Origin of the sequence: Rhizobium sp. CB3060 (genome assembly GCF_025200735.1) — a bacterium.
Classification (GTDB): domain Bacteria; phylum Pseudomonadota; class Alphaproteobacteria; order Rhizobiales; family Rhizobiaceae; genus Rhizobium.
On the sequence record NZ_CP104158.1, the window covers coordinates 2,688,444 to 2,709,908 of the forward strand.

The window sequence follows — 21,465 nt, forward strand, 5'->3', positions numbered from 1 at the left end:
CAATCAGCCGCTTTCCCGTCATCATTGGGCGAAAATTGCGCCCTGATTTGGGGTTCTTCTCAGACCGGTTTCAACGGTGAGAAAGAGTTCGAGAGATGGCTGTATCAATTTCGAGGTTCATCGAGAGTAAGATTCTGTATCTGGCCTTCGCCGGTGCAGGATTGGGTGTGTCCTGGTGGATCGGCGGGGGAGACATAGAAGCGTCCCGCCCTTTGCCGCAAGTAGCAACCGTCTTCGCTGCCGACACGCAAAACAGCCGGCCTGCAAAGGACGATCTCCTCGCATCACTTCCGCAGCAGACGCAATCGGACGTCTCCACGGCAACGGTAGCGTCAACGCCGGCAAACCTTCCGATCCCCACCATCATCAGGACGTCCTCCGAAGTTGCGACGAAAGCAACTTCGAAACGGTACGATGCGACACGCACTTTTGAATCGTGCCTCCCCGAATGCGAAACCCGTGATCCCCTGGTCGCGTCTCCTAGCAAGGTTTCGTACGCCGAGCCCTCTGATGACTCCGACTACGACGTTTCCGAAGTCGTCGTTGAGCCACGCAGGACGATCATGGCGTCGATCGTGGACGGTGGCGAAGACTTCATTGCCAACGTCGGGGCTGCCTCGCTGGGAGCATATCGGAAGAGCGAGTCAGCGTTGAGGGTCGTGGTGGACCCTCTGCGATGATATTACGGCCAAGTGCCAGGACAATCCTCACGACGACGGTTGCTCGGTCGCGACCGCGAAAGCGATGTGGCCTCGATCATCTTATGCAGCAGTGCGGCGAGCGCGCCGAAATAACGGAAAACCGTCGTTTCCGCCCTAAGATTTGACCAATCCTTTCATTGTTAATTGATAATTAACCATAATTGCGCTTAACCTAAATATTGAACTCAGGGGCTTGATTTCAAAATTCATCGCGTAATTTGCCCGTGAATATAACGACAAATGATTGCCGCGATCAAAGATGCACTTAGTCAGAATAATAGCCCTCGTAACATTGGCCGTTGTAGCGACCAGTTGCACGACAACGGGCGGAGTGCGGCAATCGGCTGATGCGGAAACCGTGCCTAATGAAAAAGCTTTGGCATTCCCGCCGCCCGGCGGCCCTGCCATCGTCAGCGTGGTCGAGCGCAAGCATAAAGACGATGTAGAGCAAACGATATCGCTCTCCACGACATCGTCGGTTGCCGGTCAGAACTTTCTCAAAGTGCAGTTTCTCGGCGCGTCCGGCTCGAACCCGGGACTTGGCAGCACGCCTTATCAAATGATCAGCGAAGGCGCGATCTCGCGCGAGATGGCTGCGACGATACCCGGCGTTCGCCTCGCTCGCTCCGCAAACTTCGTGCAGAACAGCTACGGCCCCTTCGGTTATGCTTCTGGCCAGAGCCGGGCGGGCGATACCTGCATTTATGCCTGGCAGCAAATCCGTGCCGGTCATTCCCCGCCGGTGGAGCAGCGTAATTTCAGCATGGTTCAGGTCAGGCTCCGGCTCTGCGATGCGCAGGCAAACGAGCGGCAGCTCCTAAGCACCGTTTACGGCTACACGATCGCCGGCGGCTTCGAAGGCGAGACCTTGAACCCCTATGGTGCCCCGCGAGGAGCCGATGCTTTGCTCGGCCATCCTGGCGATCCGATTTACCCGGATGCGGGCGGCTACCGAAACGGTGCGATCACCAGCGGCTATGAAGCCCGCCCTGTTGCCGTTCGTCCCGCCGTCGTCCGTCGCCAGGTCACGGTCCAGCCGCAAGCCGTCACTGTGGCTCCGCCTCAAGCAGTCGGTCCTCGCGTACCATTGCCCGATCCGCAAGGCAGCATGCCCCAGACAGGCGTCACGACCGCGCCGGCGCAGATACCGGCACAGGTTCAGCCCAGAACGATGGGAACCAACGGTACAATCGTACCATCCCCAGACTGTATCGGCGACGCGGCCGCGACCGCGGCCTGCCGGAGATAAACAACCTAGAGCGCCGACACGCGTGCGGCTCAGCGCCATTGAAGGGACATCGATGCAAACAGCGCGAAGCATCTTGATGTGGATGGTGGTTTCGCTATGCGGGATCGTCCTGATCACATTGCCGGTCAACCTGCAGACTCAGCTCATCGCGAGCACCGCTGTCGTTGCCATCATGGCGATCATCAAGATCCTCAAGGCTCAGGGAACCTGGCGGCTGATTGCGCTCGCTTTCGGTACGTCGATCGTGCTGCGCTATGTCTATTGGCGCACGACCAACACCCTGCCACCCGTCAATCAGCCGGAAAATTTCATCCCTGGCCTGCTGCTCTATCTTGCAGAAATGTACAACGTCGCCATGCTGATGCTCAGCCTTTTCATCGTTGCGACGCCCCTGCCTCCACGCACCGCCCGCGCATCGAAGGTACAGCAATTTCCATCCGTCGACGTTTTCGTTCCGTCCTACAATGAGGACACAAAGCTTCTCGCCAACACACTCGCCTCCGCCAAGGCGATGGATTATCCGGCCGACAAACTCAAGGTTTGGCTGCTCGACGACGGCGGCACTTTACAGAAGCGCAATTCCACCAAACTTTTGGAATCGCAGACGGCAATTGCGCGTCACAACGAACTCAAGCAGCTTTGCGACGATCTCGATGTCGAATATCTGACGCGCGACCGCAATGAGCACGCCAAGGCCGGCAACCTCAACAACGGCTTGAAGCATTCGAGCGGCGACCTGATCGCCGTCTTCGATGCCGACCATGCGCCGGCCCGCGATTTCTTGCTCGAAACCGTCGGTTATTTCGAAGACGATCCGAAGCTCTTTCTCGTCCAAACGCCGCATTTCTTCATCAATCCCGATCCGCTGGAGCGCAATCTTAAGACTTTTGACAACATGCCGAGTGAGAACGAGATGTTCTACGGCATCATTCAGCGCGGTCTGGACAAGTGGAATGCCGCCTTTTTCTGCGGTTCGGCGGCTGTATTGAGCCGCACCGCACTGGAATCGCAAAAGGGCTTCAGCGGCATCAGCATCACCGAGGACTGCGAAACGGCATTGGCCCTTCATGGCAGCGGCTGGAACAGCATCTATGTCGACAAGCCGCTGATTGCCGGTCTGCAGCCCGCGACGTTTGCAAGCTTCATCGGCCAGCGCAGCCGCTGGGCTCAGGGCATGATGCAAATCCTGCGCTTCCGCTTCCCGCTGCTGAAGCGAGGCCTCTCGTTGCCGCAACGGCTTTGCTACATGTCGTCCACGCTTTTCTGGCTCTTTCCCTTTCCTCGCACCATTTTCCTGTTCGCGCCGCTCTTTTATCTTTTCTTCGATCTCGAGATCTTCACGGCGTCCGGCGGCGAATTCCTCGCCTACACGCTTGCCTACATGCTCGTGAACCTCATGATGCAGAACTATCTCTACGGCTCCTTCCGCTGGCCGTGGATTTCGGAGCTCTATGAATATGTCCAGACGGTGCATTTGCTGCCCGCCGTCATCTCGGTCATGCTCAATCCGCGAAAACCGACGTTCAAGGTCACGGCCAAGGATGAGTCGATTTCTACCAGCCGTCTTTCCGAAATCAGCCGCCCCTTCTTCGTGATTTTCGCTGTGCAGATCCTCGCAGTCGCGGTAACGATATACCGCATCTATGCCGAACCCTATAAAGCGGATGTGACGCTCGTCGTCGGCGGATGGAATATGATCAACCTGGTCCTGTCCGGTTGTGCGCTTGGCGTTGTTTCAGAGCGTGGCGAGCGGTCGTCCTCGCGCCGCGTCAGGGTCAATCGTCGCAGCGAATTCGGCGTCAACGGCCGGTGGAATTCCGCCTCGATCGAGGACGTTTCCGTCCACGGCGCGCGATTGAATGTCTTCAACAAGGAGCTTGATCCGATCGTCGTGGGTGCGGAAGGGGTCCTCCGCTTTCAGCCATATAGCGGCGCGGAGATGGAAACGCTGCCGGTTGTCGTCCGCAACGTCCAGCGAACCGGTGAGATAACGACAATCGGCTGCCAATATGTTCCGAAAGGTGCCCTGGACCATCGTCTGATCGCGGATCTGGTGTTTGCAAACTCCGATCAATGGACGCAGTTCCAGCAGGCCCGCCGCCGCAATCCCGGTATCATTCGCGGAACCATATGGTTTGTGGGTCTGTCGCTTTATCAGACAAGCCGCGGTTTACTTTATCTTTTCCGCAGCATGCGATCCGAAAGCGAGGCGGAGCAGCAAGGGGTAAAGGCGAGCAATTGATGAAGAGCGTCCTTTCAGCGCTGATTTTCCTGCTTGGCGCCACGATCGCCCATGCTCAGACGGCGCCTTTCGACATGTCCGGTGAACGGCCGAAGGGTGCGAAGCCGATCATGCCGGAAACATTGATGCCGCGGGTCACTGCACCGCAAACGACCACCCCGCAGGTGACGAGTCCAAAGGTGGTCACTCCGCAAGCGGCAGTTCCGCAAGTAGCGGCTCCGCAGGCGACCGCACCCAAAACAAGCACGCCACAGGTCGCGCCTGTCCTACCGGCGCAAAATGTTCCGGTGGTGAAGCAGGCGGCAGCAACGCCGGCGGCCGCTGATTTCCGGCGGTATGTCGTGCCGTTCACAGACTTCCGACTGCAAGGCGAATATGATCGGAAATCGTGGTCGATTTTCCTCACTCCCGAACAGGCCGCCGCTCCGGCCAAGTTCAATTTCGCCTATCAGAATGCGGTCGTCGTTGCCCCCGAGGCTTCGCAACTGACCATCTTTCTCAACAATCGCCCTATCGGCCAGCAGCAGATCGGCTCGCCGGATAGCGCCTCCTCGATAAGTTTCGACATCCCGCGCGGTCTGCTGCAGCCGGGCGCCAATCTGGTGACCTTTGAAGCGACACAACGTCATCGCACCGATTGCAACATCCAATCAACCTACGAGCTTTGGTCCGATATCGATCCGGCAAAGACCTATCTAAGCTTTAGCGAACAGGATGCACAAAGACTGTCGAGCACGGATGCAATCCGCGCAATCGGTGTCGATGGTGCCGGCAAAACCGAATTCAACCTCGTCGTGCCGGCTCTGGCGCAACCGGGCACTACAAAACCGCTGATGCGGCTGGCCCAGGGCCTTTCGCTGCTGAGCGGAATGCCAAATGAGACTTTCTCTTTCAGCACGGACACGCTACCTCCGCCCGGTCCCGGAAAGATGACGGTGCTCGTTGGGACGCCCGCCGAGCTGCAGCCTTTGTTTTCGGCACCGGCGGCAGCACAGACCGCCGCACTGGCAACTTTCGTCAAGGATCCGCGCACGGGCTCGACGATCCTTCTCGTCAGCGGGCCGTCCTGGCAGGCGGTTTCCGGCGCCATCGATACCATCGTCTCGCCGACCGACAGAGATCCGACCGTCCGCAGGGATATCTTGGTCACCCAGCGCTGGACCGCGCCGGATGCACCATTCCTGTTTTCGGACACGAGCCTCTCATTCTCGCAATTGGGCATCGACACGACGGAATTTTCGGGCCGCCGCTTCCACACCAGCTTCAATGTGGCAATCCCGTCGGACTTCTATGCCAATGCTTATGGCGAAGCGACCATCCTTCTTGACGCCGCCTATGCGAAGAACGTTCTGCCGGGAAGCCATGTCGACGTTTATGTCAATGGAAGCATCGCGACGACGAAGCCGATTACTGCGACAGGCGGCGGCATTTTCAGGCATCTGCCCATTCGCGTGACGATGCGCCATTTCAAACCTGGTCTCAATACGGTGACGCTGGAAGCGATGTTGCTGACCAACGAGGACCAAGCCTGCGCGCCCGGCACGACCTCCAACACGACGCCACGTTTCGCACTGTTCGATACAAGCCAATTTCATATGCCGGATTTCGCCAGGGTCGCCCAGCGTCCGAATCTGGCAGCACTGGCAGGCACGAGCTATCCTTACAATCGTGGTCTCGCGCCGGTCGCCCTCTTCATCGACCGTGCCGATCCCGACACCGTATCCGCAACGGCAACATTGCTGGGACAAATGGCGGTTGTTGCAGGACATCCAATCGATGTGGATCTTATCGCCTCGCCGAGCGGCGTTGGAAACCGCGATGCGATCTTCGTCGGCTCGATTTCGCAGATGCCGACGACGACGTTGTCGCAGATGAATATCGCGACGGCCAGCCAAGCATCCTGGCGTCCCCCCACAGCCGGGCAAAATGGCCAATCGGAAACGACTGTCACATTCGACGAATGGCGCTCCAGAATCGGCGGCGGCGCATTGCAGCGCCAAATTTCGCTGTTTCAGGATTGGATGCGCCGCAATTTTGATATCTCGCTCAGTTCACTACAATTCATTCCCAGTGCCGAGCGTGTCTTCACGCCCTCGAATCTCAACAGCTTCATGATTGCGCAGGGAGCGAGCGCCACGGGCGAATCCTCTTGGACGATCGTCACCGCGCCTTCGGCAAAGGACTTGAGAGCCGGAGTCGAAGCCATGACATCCCAGGCCGATTGGCCGCAGATTGCCGGTCATATCACCGTTTATTCCAGCAAGACCGGAAAGGTCGACACGGTACCCGTCAGCCGCTTCGACTTCGTCATGACTCAGCCCTGGTCGTTTACCAACTACCGCCTGATTGCCGCGAACTGGCTTTCGACCAATATTCTGTCCTACGCATTCCTGCTTATCATCCTCTTCTTGCTGCTCGGCGTCGCGACGTCCGGAATCCTCGCAAAGATCGGCAGGCGCGGATGAGGCGCTGGCAAACCATGGTCGTTGCCGGCGGCGTCGCTCTTTTGACGATGTGCCAGCCACTTGCGGCGCAACGCGCTGCAATCGATCCCCAGGCATGGGCCGCCTACAAGGCGAAATTCCTCGATGCAAGCGGCCGCATCGTCGACAACGGAAACGACAATATCAGCCACAGCGAGGGACAAGGCTACGGCTTGTTGCTTGCCTATCTTTCGAACAGTCCCGCCGATTTCGAGCAAATATGGTATTTCACGCGAACCGAGCTGCTGCTGCGCGACGATGGTCTCGCCGCCTGGAAATGGGACCCGGCCGTCACTCCACACGTCACGGACACGAACAATGCCTCCGACGGCGACATACTGATTGCTTACGCCCTGGCGCTGGCGGGATCGGCATGGAACAAGAAGGACTATCTGGAGGCGGCAGCGACGATAGCGCAGGCGCTTCTATCGCATGCCGTGGTCCACGCAGGCGGACGAACACTGCTTCTCCCGGGCATCAAAGGCTATGCGGCCTCGGAACGCGATGACGGGCCGGTCGTCAATCCCTCCTACTGGGTTTATGAGGCCATTCCCGTCATGGCTTTGCTGGCACCATCGGACGAATGGCAAAAGCTTGCGGACGACGGCCTGTCCCTGCTGCAGTCGATACAGTTGGGACCGCGAAAATTGCCGGCCGACTGGGTGAGCCTGCGCGCCAAGCCGAAACCCGCTGACGGTTTCGACGCCGAATTCGGTTACAATGCGATTCGCATCCCGCTTTACCTTGTGCGGGCGGGGATTTCCGACAAGGCGCTGTTGACGCGGCTGCAGGCGGGCATGACGGTCGAAGGCGATGAACCAGCCACGATCGATCTGGAAACTGGCAAGCCAAAACAGCCACTTACGGACCCCGGTTATCGAATTGTTAACGATGTTGTGGCGTGTGTAACAAGCGGGGCGAAGTTGCCCGCTTCGGTTCGGCAATTCGTGCCGTCACTCTACTATCCGTCGACCCTTCAATTGTTGGGTCTGGCTTTCGTTGAGGAGAAACATCCGGAGTGTTTATGAAATCCTCCCTACTTACGGTTTCGGCGGCAGTCGTGGTGGCGGGATTGGTCATCGCGACGAAAGGCCGTGGGAACCTCGAAGAGGGATTGGGGCTGGCCGCGCAAAATCGTCAGGACAGCCAAGTTTCCCAGACCGGAAGCATCAAGCCGGTCGATATGGCCTTCAACTCCCCGCCGCTGGATATGAAAACCGTCTCCGATCGTATCCAGGCGACAGCACCTTCCGCAGTTCTGTCCGATACTTCGCCCCCTGTCCAAGCGGCATCCGACACACCGGACGCCGTTGCGCAAGCGACGCCTCAATCAGCCACACCGCCGCCCAAAGTCGACGAAAGCGCACTTCGCTATTTCGCAAGCCACGGCGACAAGGCGAGGCTTCAGGCAGAAATTTCCCGACTTCAGGCGCTTTATCCGGATTGGGTGCCGCCAGCCGATCCGCTGGCCATCCCGCAAAACAGCGACAAGCAGCTCGAAGCCATGTGGCAGCTCTATTCCGAAGGGCGCTATGCCGAGCTGCGCAAGGCCATCGCGGATCGCCAGGCGGCGGAAACCGGCTGGCAACCGCCCGCCGACTTGCTGGAACGTCTGGATGTTGCCGAAGCGCGGGCGCGTCTGGTCAACGCCTCCGATCTCAAACAATATGCAACCGTGGTCGACATCGGCGCCAACACGCCAAGCCTGCTTACTTGCAGTGACATCGACATTTTATGGCGTGTCGCAGAGGCTTTCATCAAGACCAACAGGTCTACCCGCGGCCAGGACGCTTACGTCTACATCCTGAAGAATTGCGTCAATCCTCAGGAGAGGCTCGCAACCGTTCAAAAGGCGTCGGCACTGCAGCCCTATCAGCCCATGCAGGATCTTCTTGCTCTGGAGAAACCCGACGGCAATGGCGGGCGGGAATTTGACAGCATCCGCACGGACCTTGCGCGGCGCTTCGTCGCCGAGGGCAATGATGATCCGAAACTGTCCGTGGCGCCGGACTATATTTCTCAAGTGGAACGTGCGGCTGAGACCCAGGGTCTCGCGTCCGACGCCCTGCTGCTCGGTTGGTATCATCTGCGCCACCAAAACAATGGCGAAGCGGAAAAATGGTTTCGCATGGCCCGCGCAAAGGATGATTCCGCTTCGGCATCGCAGGGATTGGCCTTGATCCTGATCGACGATCATAAGCCGCAGGAAGCCGAAGACGTCATGTACAGATGGCGGAACGAGTCCAAGGATGCGACAGCAACCTATCTCGCGGCCACAGCCAATCTGATGGCGCTGCAACCGCCAGCCAATCTCAGCGAAGACGTGCTGAGCCGCATGGCCGCCGAAGTCATCGAGCAAAAATACGTGCCGACTGCACAGGAATTCGGCTGGTATGCGCGTTCACTGAACCAACCGCAAACCGCGATACGCTGGTTCGAGACCGCATTGCGCTGGAAACCCGACGATGAGCCGTCCGCCTATGGCCTGGCCATCACCCGCAATCAGTTGAATGACCGGCAGGGTGTCGCTGAAATTCAACGGCTATGGGCGGGCCGTTCGGAGCGCATCGCCAGGCTCGGCGAGGTCACGCCTCAAGCGCCCATAGGCTATGCACCGCTGCCTTCACCAAATCAAACCACGCCGCAAATGGGGGCTGCTCCAACCAACGCACAGCCGCTCGCAACCCCTGCGCCGTCCGAAACCAATGTCAACACACGCCAGCGCACGACAGCGCGCGTGGTATATAGCGGGCCTGAGACACAAGTCACGACGGTTCGCCGCGGCGCCCGCGGACTGCGAGGTTGCTCCGCGACGATCAATGCCCAGCGCCTCGATCCGGCGGATGCTTTGAACCGCGGCTGGTGCCTCATGGACCTCAACCGCCCGATGGAGGCGATCGAAGCCTTCGAGGTCGCGTTGAATAGCCCCGCCGGCAAGGCGCGCGAAGACGCGGCCTATGGGCAAAGCCTCGCCTATCTGCGCGTGGGGCTCGCCAACAATGCGGCTGTTGCTGCAGCCAAGGCTCCTCTCAGCCGCCAGCGTGCTGCCGAATTGCAGGTTGCCATCCTCGCCGATCGCGCGCTTACGGCATTTTCCGGCAAACGCTATCAGGAAACCCTGATCTATCTCGATCAACGCGCGCAACTGCAGCAGGAACGCGTCGATCTCATGGTTCTGCGCGGCTACTGCTATCTCAATCTCAAAATGTACGACGATGCCGAGCGCATATTCACCGCCGTGGCTGCGACCGGCAACAAGGACGGAAATCGCGGGCTTAACGATCTGAGGCTCGCCACGCATGCGAAGCCCGGAGACTGATTTTGGCAGCACAAGTTTGGCCAAACGATAGAGGGGTTCAGCATTTCCGTGGAAAGCTGAACCCCTCCTGTTTGCCTCGTCGGTTCAGTCTGCGGTCAAAGCAGCTTCAACAGCGCTTGAGCGGCAGCCGTTGATGATGCCGGATTCTGACCGGTTACCAGCCTGCCATCGGTGATGGCAAAGCTCTGCCAGTCGGCGACCTTCTCATACCTGCCGCCAAGGCGCTTCAGTTCATCCTCCACGAGGAAAGGAACAACGGAGGTAAGATGGACTGCCTCCTCTTCGCTGTTCGCAAACCCCGTGACGCGCTTGCCCTTGACCAGAGGCTGCCCCTGATATTGTACGTGATGGAGGACTCCGGGTGCGTGGCAGACGGCGGCAACCGGCTTGCCCGAATTGTAAAAATCCTCGATCAGGGAAATGGATTTCCTGTCTTCCGCCAGATCCCACATGGGACCGTGACCGCCGGGATAAAAAACGGTATCGAAGTCGGCAGCGTTGACGGTCGCGAGCTTTACGGTATTGGCCAGCACGGCTTGCGCGTCCTTATCGGACTTAAAGCGTGTCATCGCTGGAGTTTGATTTTCAGGCTCGTCGCTTTTGGGATCGATCGGCGGCTGTCCACCCTTGGGGGATGCGACCGTGATCTCAGCCCCGGCGTCCTTGAAGACGTAATAAGGGGCCGCAAACTCTTCCAGCCAGAAGCCGGTCTTTCTTCCCGTATTGCCAAGCTGATCATGGGAGGTCAGCACAATCAAAATCTTGCTCATCGGCATTACTCCTGAATTGGATTTTACCGGACACCCCAGCATTCCGCCGGCGTGCGAAAGCATGCGTAATATGCATCGGTTCGATATGTCGACAGCCGCCGGAACTGTAGAATCATCAAGACGGCCAACTGCGAAAGGACGGCCACGAGCGTCGATCTCGGCCGGATTCTGATGTCACCGCCAGGCACGGGTTTCTACCGCCTTGCCCGACAAGCACCTGCACTTTACCAAGCAAAGCGCTTCCGTGCTTCCTGAAAATTCAGATTCTTGCGCTCAAGAGACATTGAGACGGGCGACACAGAGAGCGTCGCCCGTCATCTCAGCCGTTGTTGCCATCAACCATCCGCCGTCAACGATGCAAGCCTGAAGCTCAGGCTTTTGCCGCCGCTGCGGCGCGCTGCTTTCGATATTGGACCGTCGGAAGGCCGCCCCAGCCCCAATTGTCCAGATCCACCTCCTCGATCACCACATAGGTGGATTCCAGAGGTTTGTTCAGCACATCAAGCAACACTTGGCTGACACCGGCAATGATGGCGGCTTTCTCTTCCGCGGTGACCGAATTCCGGTCGGGGTTCGTTCCCTCACGAGTAACCTGTACGGTAACGATCGGCATGACTGTTTCCTTTCAAGATTTGGATTCGAGGACTTAATTGCCTTGGCGCTGCAATTTCACCAGCGGCCAGCGTTTTGGCCGCCATCGACGTGGAGGATTTCACCGGTTACAAAATTCGCCGTCTCAAGATAGAGAACCGCATCGACGATATCGCGGATCTCGCCCATCCGGCCGACGGGATGAAGACTCGAAAGCGCCTCGTGCGTTTCCGGCGCATGCATCGGCGTTTTGATGATCCCTGGCGATACCGCGTTCACGCGGACGCCGGTTTTCGCGAATTCTATCGCCAGTTCCTGAGTGACCGAGTTGAGGCCGCCCTTGGTCAAGGAGGCGAGCGCTGCCGGCACGCCGGCGATCGGCTGATTGACTATGCTCGTGGTGATGTTGACGATATGGCCCGAGCGTTGCTTCAGCATCTCCGCAGCAACGCGCTGCGTGATGTGAAAGAAGCCGGCGACGTTCACGCTCATGTTATGATCGAAGTCCTGCTGAGTGAACTCGATGAACGGCTTGGCAAGGAAGACGCCGGCGTTGTTGACCAGCGTATCGATGCGGCCGAAGTGCTCAAGTGCTTCGCGAACTACCCGTTCCGCGGTTTCCGGGTCGGCGATATCGCCAGCCACGGTATGTACACCTGCGTCAGAGTTGGCCTTGATCGACCGGGAGGTTGCGACGACACGATAGTTGCGATCACGGTAGGCTCGAACGAGCCCCTCGCCGATCCCTTGCGAGGCTCCGGTGATGATGGCGACCTTCTGTTGACTGCTCATGATGTGTGCATCCTTTTCAAGTGCAGCGGCCGGGGTTTCGGGCCGCCCAACGCCGTCGGCGTCGGTGCTATTGATTTAGATGCATCCGTCATTCGGGAGAATTGCCGACCTTTGACAGACACTCCTCCGTATATCGGCACAATCAAGGCAAAGAGCCTGCTTCCGTCGCTATGCGATTGAGCTCGACGCGCAGACGAGGGACGGCGTGATCGACAAAGGCGCGAACCTTTGGCACGGACATGCGGCCCGGTGGCGCGAGCAAATGGACCGGAAGCGCGGGATGCTCGGCGTCGGGGAGCACAATCTTGAGCCGGCCGTCCCGGACATATTCTGCGACGTGATAGGAATAAAGCCGCGTCAATCCAATGCCGGCTACCGCCGATGCCGCCGCGGCGCGAACGCTGTTGACGATATACCGAGGCGTGAAATGAACCGTCCGCGGAACTGGCGATCCTTTCGCCGGCGTGAAGCTCCAGGAATCGAGGCCGAAATTGCTGAAGGCCACGATCTGATGTTTAGCGAGATCGGACGGCTCGACGATATCCGGATTGCCGGCAAGATAGCGTGGAGATGCGACGACGACGCGCCTCACATCGCCGCCGATGCGGGTCGAGATATGAGACGAATCCGTCAAATTGCCGATGCGGAGCGCAAGATCGACGCCCTCGTCGACAAGATTGACGAAGCGATCCAGCATCAGAAACCGAACGGAGACGCTGGGGTGAAGCTCGAGGAAATCATCCAGAATCGGCCTCAGCACCTCTTCGCCAAGGATTGGCGGCGCCGAGATGGTCAGAGTGCCGCGCGGTGACGAACGCTCGCCTCCCGCCACCATGTCGGCTTCCTCCAGCTCGACGAGTACCCGCCGGCATGCGGCCACATAGCGTTGACCGGCCTCGCTCAGCTTGAGCGTGCGAGTTGTCCGATGGAGCAGCTCGACGCCGACATGGGCCTCCAGCGAACTCAGGGCCCTACTGATCGCGGTCGGCGATCGTTTCAGCTTGCGCGCCGCGCCGGCAAGGCTGCCCTCGTCGATCGCCGTGACGAAGACCCTCATTGCGTCGATCCGATCCATTCTAAGGCTCCGCGGAATTGTGGTTCGTGACGGACACTTTTCGTCGGATTTTCGCCTGGCGTAAATATGCACCTTCCGGAGCGCCCGAAAGCAATCCAAAGTATCGGCGACGCCATCGTACCGACCCGCATCGCCCGTGCCTGGGTCGAGCTGATGATGGCGCGGGTGTTCGATGGAAAAAGTGTTTTCGGCCAAACTCAGAACGGCGTTTGGTCCCATTCAAACCCAGAGAAGATCAGCGGCCGGTTCCATCGAAGCGGAACCGACCGCTTCGGCGCTCTTCTTTTGGATCGGCGGAGGTGAGGCTATTCGACCGAATTGAACTTCTTTACCTGGAGGAAGTTCACGGCCGAACCGCTGAAGCGTTCCGGATCGATCGATGCCGTCTGCACCTTGAAGCCTTCGGTATAGACGGCGGTCGGCTGCGCGCGCAGCGTCGGGCTGACGAAGCGCGGTGCCTTGACCGGGCGGTTGACGATTTCGACACGGGCATTGGCGATCGCCCACTGCGAAATCATCTTCTCGGTCAGCTTCGGCTCGGTGGTCACGGTCGCACGGCCGGCATCGGCCACTGCGGCATCCTGCCTATTCGGCCGGCCGCCCTTGGTCGCGATACCGGCAGCAATCGGACGCTCCTGCGACAGCGCCGGTTCGAAGCTATCATTGAAGCGGCCACTGCTGACCTTGATCTCATTGGTGGTCGGCGCAAGTGCCGCGACCTGCATCGGCATCTGCTGTCCCGGCCGCTTCTGCGGCGAGACCGCAGCGATCGCCCGGACGGCGTCACTGTCGCCAACGGCATTGGCCGGCGCCGCGGTATCCGCAGCAGTCTTCACCGGCATCTCATCCTTGGATGCGGCATTGTTGGCGGCCACATTGACCGGAACATCAGCATTAACCGGAACGCCAGCATTTACATCCGCTTGATCGACGCGATGCTGTTCGAGAGCTGCCACGATCGACGGCGAGAGCGTGCCTTCATCGGCCGCATCATCGATCGCGTCCGGATCGGCATCGGCGGAAGCAAGCAGGTTTTCGGCGATTTCCGGACGCTCAACCGGAACCGGCACGCCCGCGGTCTGGTCTGACTCTGCCGAAGCTAGCTCGGCATCACCGGGCGAACGACGGTCAAGTAGCGACGGAACCGGAACGTGATAGGTGCGAAGATCCGCATATTGCTGCTGGTCGTTCGCATCCGGCATGGCTGCGGCAAGCGCATCCTGAGCGGCGTTATGCGGCGGCGACATCAGAGCCGAAGCCACTTCGCTGCCCGCCGGCTGATTGCCGAAGGCTGGCCGAACCTGCGGAACGGGCGCGTTTATGCTTGCAACCTGGGTTTCGGGCTGGCTGTCATCGCCGCCGTCATCCGTCGCCGCAGGAGCGGATTGGCCCTTCTTGGCAACGACCGTGGTCGGCGCTGCCGTTGCCGGTGCGCCTTCATCCGCATTGTCCTCTTCCTCGTCGGCACCGCCGCCAAACAGTCTGGCGAAGAAGCCACGACGCGGAGACGAAGCACTGGCGATCTGGATATCGTCGGAAGACATGCGGCGCTTATAGTCGGCAACCGCTTCCTGATAGCCCGGCAACGGCCGACCGTCGGCCGGAATATGCATCGTCTTGCCATCGGGGAAGAGACGGACGAGATCCTGGCGATCCATGCGCGGCCAGGCGCGCACGCCGCCGACGTCCATGTGAACGAAGGGCGAGCCGGATGTCGGATAATAGCCGACGCCGCCGACCTGCAGCTTCATGCCGATCTCGCGCAGCTTGGTGAGCTTGACGTCCGGAATATAGAAATCCATCGCGTTGCCGAGCATATGCTGGCTCTTCTTCGCGACGCCCGTATGGGCCGAACGCGTGCGCAGCATCTCGTTGGTTCCCGGCGAGCGGAAGCCGCAGACGACATAGATGAATTCATGCGAACCGCTTTCGCGGTAGACTTCCCAGATCAGGTCGAACAAGCGCGGGTTCATCTTGGTCGGCTGGTTTTTACGCCAGTCGCGCAGGATGCGGTTCAGTTTCTCCAAACCGTCCGGATCGAATTTTCCATTGCGCTTGTAGGTGATAACAGCCTTTTCGCCTGTATGGACGTAATAGATCTTGAGGCTGCGGGTTTCGCCGCCTGCCTGGGAGGGGGTTCCAACGAAAACCGGAGTGGAAACAGCCATCGCAAGAAGACCAACGGCTACGACCTTGGCCACCTTACGAAATATCTCAGAGCACGCAAAGAGCCTGCTCAAGCTATTAAGCTTGGTATTTCCAATCAGATTCGGCAATTCGATCCCCGTCCGACAGACAATGTCGCATCGTGTTCCAAATGGCTGTCAATTGCGGTGACACGATGGCAAAAATGCCACACATGGTCGCCCTCTTCATACATGGTGAACGATGCACTAACAAGTGCTTTACGACAGGTAACAAAATATGCTTGCCTAAACGTTAATATACGCTCAGGCCGCATGTTTCTGCGGGTCATCCGGGTCTATTCCATAGTCCTTCAACTTGCGATAGAGAGTCGACCGCCCGATTCCGAGCTTCCTTGCCACTTGACTCATTTGTCCTCGATAGAATTTGAGAGCGAATCGAATGAGCTCTTCCTCAACATCTGCGAGCTTTCTGACGTCACCGGATGGGTCCGTACTGACGATGACATTGTCTGCCGCCGAAACAGACGGTGTTTCGACGACCGATAGCGGCGGGGTTGTAACCGCATCCGAGGAACTGACACGCATCCCGCGCTCAAACCTCTCGCCGGTCTCCACGCCGATGCTGAAAGCCTCGGAATTATCCACAACTAAGGTCGGATGCTCGGCAGTGAAATAGCCGGGCAACTGTGCCGCAATCTGCGGAAAATCGGCTTCGACCAATTCCGAACCCTCGGACAGCACGACAGCGCGGAAGATCGCGTTTTCGAGCTGGCGAATATTGCCCGGCCAGTCATAGGCCGTCAGCAACGCCAAGGCGCCCGGACTGATCGAAAGCGAATGGCCGAGTTTCTGTTCGAGCGCAAATCGGTCGGCAAAGGCACGAGCAAGATACGGAATATCTTCCTTGCGACGACGCAGCGCCGGCATGGTGATTGGGAAAACGTTGAGGCGATAGTAGAGGTCTTCACGGAACCGGCCGGCCTTCACCTCCTCGATCAGGTCCTTGTTGGTGGCCGAGATCAGCCGGACATTGACCTTCTGCGCAACGCGGGCGCCGACCGTCTCGATCTCCCCTTGCTGTACAGCGCGCAGGAGCTTGACCTGCACCTCCAGCGGCAGATCGCCGACTTCGTCGAGGAACAGCGTGCCGCCGTCCGCCTCCATAAACTTGCCGACATGCCGCTCGGCAGCGCCCGTGAAGGCGCCCTTCTCATGGCCGAAGAGAATGCTCTCCACGAGGTTGTGCGGAATGGCACCGCAGTTGACCGTCACGAAGGGCTTGCCAGCGCGGTCGCTGGCGGCCTGGATGGCACGCGCCACCAGCTCCTTGCCGACGCCGGATTCGCCCTCGAGCACCACGGGGATGTTCGATTGCGCTGCTCGCTGGGCAAGATCGATCACCCGCATCATCGCCGGACTTGCAGAAACGATGTCGTCGAAACTGATCGCGCTGGTGCGCGACCTGCGTCCGGCGCGAGCCCTGGCCTCGCGTTGATCGAGCTTCAGCGCATTGGCGATCGAAGCCGCTATCCGCTCCGGCGATACCGGTTTGACGACGAAATCGAAGGCGCCGGCCCGCATGGCCTGCACCACGGTCTCGATACCGCCCTGCCCGGTCTGCACGATGACGGGCACCTCGGTGCCCATATCGCGCAGTGCGCTCAGAAACTCGATGCCGTTCATCTCCGGCATCATGAGATCGAGTACGATCACATTGATCTGATCGCTGTTGCGCTTCAGTATCTCAAGGCCAAAACGGCCATTCTCCGCCAGATGAGCAACGTGTCCGTGCCGCTCGATAGCGTTTTTCAGCAGACGGCGTTGAATCGGATCATCCTCAACAACGAGAATCTGCGCGCCCCCCTTGGCGCTATTAAATACGGTCATTGGTGCCTCACTTCATGCGAAACCTGATGAGGACCTTCGCAGAAAGGCTTGAACACGAAGTTTTGCCAAAGCATCGTATTTTAATCATTATGACGAATGTAACGGTGCCTATGAATTCGGTTGTCCGATCTCGAGGAAATCGCCCTTGCCGCGGCCTTTTCAGCCGAATAGACACGGAGAGACCGGACTGTTCCGCAAAGAAAAGCAGAGGAAATACCGCCCATGAGCCCGACCTCGCTCCATTCATCCTTTAATTTTTCCACCGGCCCGGCGGCCGCCGCAACCAATCCCGCCCTCGGCGATCTGCCCGCCTGGAAGCTCAGCGACCTCTATCCGTCCGCCACCTCCACCGCCTTTGTCAGTGATATGGAAAAGGCCGGAAAGGCGGCGATCGCGTTTGAGGAAAAGTGGAAAGGCAAACTTGCGGACGCTGCCACCAAGACCGGTGACGCCGGCATCGGTGCAGCGCTGAAGGACTATGAAGCCCTGGACGATATCATGGGCCGCCTCGGCTCCTTCGCCGGCCTTACCTATTTCTCCAACACCAGCGATCCGGCCAACGGCAAGCTCTACGGCGACGTGCAGGCGCGGCTGACCGACTATTCCGCCCATCTGCTGTTCTTTCCGCTGGAACTCAATCGCATCGACGATGCCGTGATGGACGCCTGCATGGCAAACGACCCAGCCGCCGGCCATTACCGTCCCTGGATCGTCGACCTGCGCAAGGACAAGCCCTACCAGCTCGAGGACAAGCTGGAGCAGCTATTCCTGGAAAAATCCATGACCAGCGCCGCCGCCTTCAATCGCCTGTTCGACGAGACCATGGCGGAGTTGCGCTTCGAGGTGGACGGCGAGAAGCTGCCGCTGGAAGTCACGTTGAACATGCTTCAGGAGAAAGACCCCGAGCTGCGCCGCAAGGCGGCAATGGCGCTCGCCGAGACCTTCAAGGCCAATTTGCGCGTCTTCACGCTGATCACCAATACGCTTGCCAAGGATAAGGACATCGCCGACCGCTGGCGCGGTTTCGAGGATATCGCCGACAGCCGACATCTGGCCAACCGCGTCGAGCGCGAGGTGGTCGATGCATTGGCCGCCGCCGTGCGCGACGCCTATCCTCGCCTGTCGCATCGCTATTATCAGATGAAGGCGAAGTGGCTCGGCATGGAACAGATGAATTTCTGGGACCGCAACGCGCCGCTGCCCGAGACCTCCAACGCGCTGATCCCCTGGACCGAGGCGAAGCAGACCGTTCTCTCCGCCTATGGCGATTTCGCACCGGAAATGGCTGATATCGCCAAGCGTTTCTTCGATGAGGAATGGATCGATGCGCCGGTGCGTCCCGGCAAGGCGCCGGGCGCCTTCGCGCATCCGACCGTTCCTTCCGCACATCCCTATGTGCTCGTCAACTATATGGGCAAGCCGCGCGATGTCATGACGCTGGCGCACGAGCTCGGCCATGGCGTGCATCAGGTGCTTGCCGGCGGCCAAGGCGCGCTGATGTGCCAGACGCCGCTGACCTTGGCCGAAACCGCCTCAGTCTTCGGCGAAATGTTGACCTTCCGCGCCTTGCTCGACAAGACCACCGACAAGCGCGAGCGCAAGGCGATGCTCGCGCAGAAAGTCGAGGACATGATCAATACGGTCGTCCGCCAGATCGCCTTCTACGAATTCGAACGTAAGGTTCACACCGCGCGCAAGAACGGCGAGCTGACTTCAGACGATATCGGCGAGCTGTGGCTCTCCGTCCAGTCGGAAAGCCTCGGGCCGGCGATCAAGATCTCAGAGGGCTACGAGACCTATTGGGCCTATATCCCCCACTTCATCCACTCGCCTTTCTACGTCTATGCCTATGCCTTCGGGGACTGCCTGGTGAATTCGCTCTATGCCGTCTATCAGAATGCCGAAGAGGGCTTCCAGGCGAAATATTTCGAGCTGCTGAAGGCCGGCGGCACCAAGCATCATTCCGAACTCCTGAAACCCTTCGGCCTCGACGCCACCGATCCGTCGTTCTGGAGCAAGGGACTGTCGATGATCGAAGGGCTCATCGATGAGCTGGAGGCGCTTGATAAGAGTGCTTGATGCACACTGATAAAGAATCGCACGTGGCCGATACGCAACCCTACGTCCTCTTCCGGGACGACAGCACAGGACAGGTGATGCTCTTCGCCGAACCGGCGGAGATCATCACAGCTCGAACACGTGCGGAATTCTTCAACGCCCTTGATCGGGTGCAAAAGGCAAGGGCCGGGGGAAAGTGGCTGGCGGGCTATATGGCCTATGAGGCCGGTCACCTCTTCGAGGAAAAGCTTGCGCCTTTCGCTGAAGAAAACCGCGAGACGCCGCTGCTCTCTTTCGGCGTTTTCGACGCTCCGGCGGCGGATGGCCATGCCCTCGCCCAGCCGTTGCAACGCCTTGAAAACGAGGCGTTTCTGACCGACGCCACAGCCGGGTGGGACTTCCCTATATATAAAGAGAGATTCGACCGGCTGCATTGGCATTTGCGCCGGGGCGATTGCTACCAGGCAAACCTGACCATGCCCATCACGGCCCGTTGGAATGGCGACGCCCGCGCCGCCTTCTGGTCGCTGATCGAGCTTCAGCCGGTAAAATATGGCGCGCTGGTCGATCTCGGCGGCCCGATCATCCTGTCGCGCTCGCCCGAACTCTTCTTCCGGACCGACGACGACGGCTGGATCGAGACGCATCCGATGAAGGGCACAGCCAAGCGCGGCGCCGACGCCGTCGAGGATGCCGAGATCATCGACGCCATGCTGGCCGACGAGAAGACGCAGGCCGAGAACCGCATGATCGTCGACCTCCTGCGCAACGACATCTCACGCATCACCGAAGTCGGCACGCTCGACGTGCCGAAACTCTTCGAGATCGAGACCTATCCGACTGTGCATCAGATGGTCAGCCATGTGCAGGCGAAGCTACTCCCTAACATGACCATTCGCGATATCTTCGCAGCGCTCTTCCCCTGCGGCTCGATCACCGGCGCGCCGAAAATGCGGGCGATGGAAATTCTGCACGAACTCGAAGATGGCCCGCGCGACGCCTATTGCGGGGCGATCGGCATGATTTCACCATCCGGCGCCATGCGCTTTTCCGTGGCGATCCGCACCATCACGCTGTTCGATGACGGCCGTGCCGTCTTCAATGTCGGCGGCGGCATCGTTTTCGATTCGACGGCGGAGGCGGAATATGAAGAATGCCTGTTGAAGGCGCGCTTCGCCGTGGGGGATCGATGGATCAAGCGCTAGAGGATTTTTCGCTGATCGAGACGTTGCGCTACGAGCCGCAGACGGGCTTCGTGCGCCTGCGCCTCCATCTTGCCCGACTGCAACGGTCCGCCCGCCGATTGGGTTTTCCCGCGCCGAAGGATGCGCTGGCGAAACTCGATGCTGCCGTTGCGGATGCGAACGCTCCATTGCGGGTGCGCCTGACATTCGATCGCACCGGGCAGACGGACGTTACGACTGCCGCCTTCACGCCCCTTGCTCCCGATACCGTCTGGCGCGTCCGCATTGCCAAAACCCGTCTTGATTCTGCCGACAAGCTGCTGCGCATCAAAACCACCCTTCGGTCCGTCTATGAGGCTGCCCGCGCCGAATATTCGTCGGCAGAGGCGGACGAAGTGCTGTTGCTCAATGAAAAGGACGAGGTCTGCGAGGGCACCATTACCTCGATCTTCCTCGACGAGGGTTCCGGACCGTTGCGAACGCCGCCGATCTCTTCCGGCCTGCTCGCCGGCGTGTTGCGCACCGAACTCATCTGCCAGCGCAAAGCCCGAGTCGGTCGGATAAGGCTGGACGATCTGGAAAAAGGTGCGCTTTATGTCGGGAACTCCCTGCGCGGGCTGATCCGCGCACAACTCATATGGAATTGACGCAATGTTCATCCTCTCGCTGACCTATCTCAAGGGCAATGACGAAGCCGACAAGCACATGGAGCCGCATATGGCCTGGGTGAAGGAAGGCTATGCGAAGGGCTGGTTTCTCGCGTCCGGCCGCAAGGTGCCGCGCACTGGCGGTATCATCTTTGCCCGCGGCGATCGCGCCGAACTGGAAGCCTATGTCGCAACCGATCCCTTCACCATCCACGGCGTTGCCGCCTATGACGTCGCGGAAATCGCCCTAACGACCGTCAGGGAAGGATTGGAGGCCCTGAAGGTCTGATTTGAAACGGGAAGGGTTCGCCCATGCTGTC

Annotated in this window: 15 protein-coding genes and 2 pseudogenes; 10 read left to right on the forward strand and 7 right to left on the reverse strand. The window is 59.3% G+C overall.

Going from position 1 to position 21,465, the window contains the following annotated elements:
- Positions 1–95: 95 nt before the first annotated feature.
- The 6 genes from N2601_RS13095 (at position 96) to N2601_RS13120 (ending at position 9,994) form a co-directional block, all read left to right on the forward strand.
- Complete coding sequence (locus N2601_RS13095; RefSeq protein WP_104824227.1) at positions 96–680, forward strand: hypothetical protein; 585 nt, start codon at positions 96–98, stop codon at positions 678–680.
- 280 nt (positions 681–960) lie between these two features.
- Entirely contained in the window at positions 961–1,950 is a 990-nt protein-coding gene (gene bcsN, locus N2601_RS13100; RefSeq protein WP_104824228.1) for a cellulose biosynthesis protein BcsN, read from the forward strand.
- A 52-nt stretch (positions 1,951–2,002) separates the two neighbouring features.
- The gene (gene bcsA / locus N2601_RS13105; protein ID WP_104824229.1) at positions 2,003–4,192 is read left to right on the forward strand and encodes a UDP-forming cellulose synthase catalytic subunit; all 2,190 of its coding nucleotides are present in this window, start codon (positions 2,003–2,005) and stop codon (positions 4,190–4,192) included.
- On the forward strand, positions 4,192–6,657 hold the full coding sequence (locus N2601_RS13110) for a cellulose biosynthesis cyclic di-GMP-binding regulatory protein BcsB (RefSeq protein ID WP_199773486.1): 2,466 nt from the start codon (positions 4,192–4,194) through the stop codon (positions 6,655–6,657). Before bcsA ends, N2601_RS13110 begins: the two co-directional genes overlap by 1 nt.
- Positions 6,654–7,703, forward strand: a complete 1,050-nt coding sequence (locus N2601_RS13115; RefSeq protein WP_104824230.1) for a glycosyl hydrolase family 8 — start codon at positions 6,654–6,656, stop codon at positions 7,701–7,703. Before N2601_RS13110 ends, N2601_RS13115 begins: the two co-directional genes overlap by 4 nt.
- Entirely contained in the window at positions 7,700–9,994 is a 2,295-nt protein-coding gene (locus N2601_RS13120) for a cellulose synthase (RefSeq protein WP_104824231.1), read from the forward strand. The genes N2601_RS13115 and N2601_RS13120 overlap by 4 nt, the downstream gene beginning before the upstream one ends.
- Positions 9,995–10,089: 95 nt before the next feature.
- Here the strand turns inward: N2601_RS13120 and N2601_RS13125 are convergent, their stop codons facing one another.
- The 7 genes and pseudogenes from N2601_RS13125 to N2601_RS13150 form a co-directional block, all read right to left on the reverse strand.
- Positions 10,090–10,764: a type 1 glutamine amidotransferase domain-containing protein gene (locus N2601_RS13125; protein ID WP_104824232.1), complete on the reverse strand. Its 675-nt coding sequence runs from the start codon at positions 10,762–10,764 to the stop codon at positions 10,090–10,092.
- Between the two features lie 370 nt (positions 10,765–11,134).
- The gene (locus N2601_RS13130) at positions 11,135–11,377 is read right to left on the reverse strand and encodes a tautomerase family protein (RefSeq protein ID WP_104824233.1); all 243 of its coding nucleotides are present in this window, start codon (positions 11,375–11,377) and stop codon (positions 11,135–11,137) included.
- A gap of 56 nt (positions 11,378–11,433) precedes the next feature.
- Positions 11,434–12,147 (reverse strand): SDR family NAD(P)-dependent oxidoreductase, encoded by a 714-nt coding sequence (locus N2601_RS13135; RefSeq protein ID WP_104824234.1) that lies wholly within the window; start codon positions 12,145–12,147, stop codon positions 11,434–11,436.
- Positions 12,148–12,289: 142 nt separating this feature from the next.
- Complete coding sequence (locus N2601_RS13140) at positions 12,290–13,222, reverse strand: LysR family transcriptional regulator (RefSeq protein WP_104824235.1); 933 nt, start codon at positions 13,220–13,222, stop codon at positions 12,290–12,292.
- A 305-nt stretch (positions 13,223–13,527) separates the two neighbouring features.
- Positions 13,528–15,498 carry a DUF882 domain-containing protein gene (locus tag N2601_RS13145; RefSeq protein ID WP_104824237.1) on the reverse strand — a complete coding sequence of 657 codons (1,971 nt, stop codon included), beginning with the start codon at positions 15,496–15,498 and terminating at the stop codon, positions 13,528–13,530.
- 174 nt (positions 15,499–15,672) lie between these two features.
- Positions 15,673–15,879, reverse strand: a pseudogene (locus tag N2601_RS34225) (helix-turn-helix domain-containing protein); the annotation flags it as partial.
- 125 nt (positions 15,880–16,004) lie between these two features.
- Positions 16,005–17,256 (reverse strand): annotated as a pseudogene (locus N2601_RS13150) (sigma-54-dependent transcriptional regulator); the annotation flags it as partial.
- 222 nt (positions 17,257–17,478) lie between these two features.
- On the opposite strand from N2601_RS13150, the gene N2601_RS13155 reads away from it, so the two are divergent.
- Genes N2601_RS13155 through N2601_RS13170 form a run of 4 tightly spaced genes read left to right on the forward strand, consistent with a single transcriptional unit; the run spans position 17,479 to position 21,434 of the window.
- Complete coding sequence (locus N2601_RS13155) at positions 17,479–19,335, forward strand: M3 family oligoendopeptidase (protein ID WP_104824239.1); 1,857 nt, start codon at positions 17,479–17,481, stop codon at positions 19,333–19,335.
- A gap of 23 nt (positions 19,336–19,358) precedes the next feature.
- Entirely contained in the window at positions 19,359–20,519 is a 1,161-nt protein-coding gene (locus N2601_RS13160; RefSeq protein ID WP_104825202.1) for an aminodeoxychorismate synthase component I, read from the forward strand.
- Positions 20,504–21,145 carry an aminotransferase class IV family protein gene (locus N2601_RS13165; protein ID WP_104824240.1) on the forward strand — a complete coding sequence of 214 codons (642 nt, stop codon included), beginning with the start codon at positions 20,504–20,506 and terminating at the stop codon, positions 21,143–21,145. The genes N2601_RS13160 and N2601_RS13165 overlap by 16 nt, the downstream gene beginning before the upstream one ends.
- A gap of 4 nt (positions 21,146–21,149) precedes the next feature.
- Positions 21,150–21,434: a YciI family protein gene (locus N2601_RS13170; protein WP_104824241.1), complete on the forward strand. Its 285-nt coding sequence runs from the start codon at positions 21,150–21,152 to the stop codon at positions 21,432–21,434.
- Positions 21,435–21,465: the final 31 nt, after the last annotated feature.

Coding starts and splice junctions, on each gene's coding strand:
- N2601_RS13095 (WP_104824227.1), top strand. CDS start 96: ATGGCTGTATCAATTTCGAGGTTCATCGAGAGTAAGATTCTGTATCTG.
- bcsN (WP_104824228.1), top strand. CDS start 961: ATGCACTTAGTCAGAATAATAGCCCTCGTAACATTGGCCGTTGTAGCG.
- bcsA (WP_104824229.1), top strand. CDS start 2,003: ATGCAAACAGCGCGAAGCATCTTGATGTGGATGGTGGTTTCGCTATGC.
- N2601_RS13110 (WP_199773486.1), top strand. CDS start 4,192: ATGAAGAGCGTCCTTTCAGCGCTGATTTTCCTGCTTGGCGCCACGATC.
- N2601_RS13115 (WP_104824230.1), top strand. CDS start 6,654: ATGAGGCGCTGGCAAACCATGGTCGTTGCCGGCGGCGTCGCTCTTTTG.
- N2601_RS13120 (WP_104824231.1), top strand. CDS start 7,700: ATGAAATCCTCCCTACTTACGGTTTCGGCGGCAGTCGTGGTGGCGGGA.
- N2601_RS13125 (WP_104824232.1), bottom strand. CDS start 10,764: ATGAGCAAGATTTTGATTGTGCTGACCTCCCATGATCAGCTTGGCAAT.
- N2601_RS13130 (WP_104824233.1), bottom strand. CDS start 11,377: ATGCCGATCGTTACCGTACAGGTTACTCGTGAGGGAACGAACCCCGAC.
- N2601_RS13135 (WP_104824234.1), bottom strand. CDS start 12,147: ATGAGCAGTCAACAGAAGGTCGCCATCATCACCGGAGCCTCGCAAGGG.
- N2601_RS13140 (WP_104824235.1), bottom strand. CDS start 13,222: ATGGATCGGATCGACGCAATGAGGGTCTTCGTCACGGCGATCGACGAG.
- N2601_RS13155 (WP_104824239.1), top strand. CDS start 17,479: ATGAGCCCGACCTCGCTCCATTCATCCTTTAATTTTTCCACCGGCCCG.
- N2601_RS13165 (WP_104824240.1), top strand. CDS start 20,504: ATGGATCAAGCGCTAGAGGATTTTTCGCTGATCGAGACGTTGCGCTAC.
- N2601_RS13170 (WP_104824241.1), top strand. CDS start 21,150: ATGTTCATCCTCTCGCTGACCTATCTCAAGGGCAATGACGAAGCCGAC.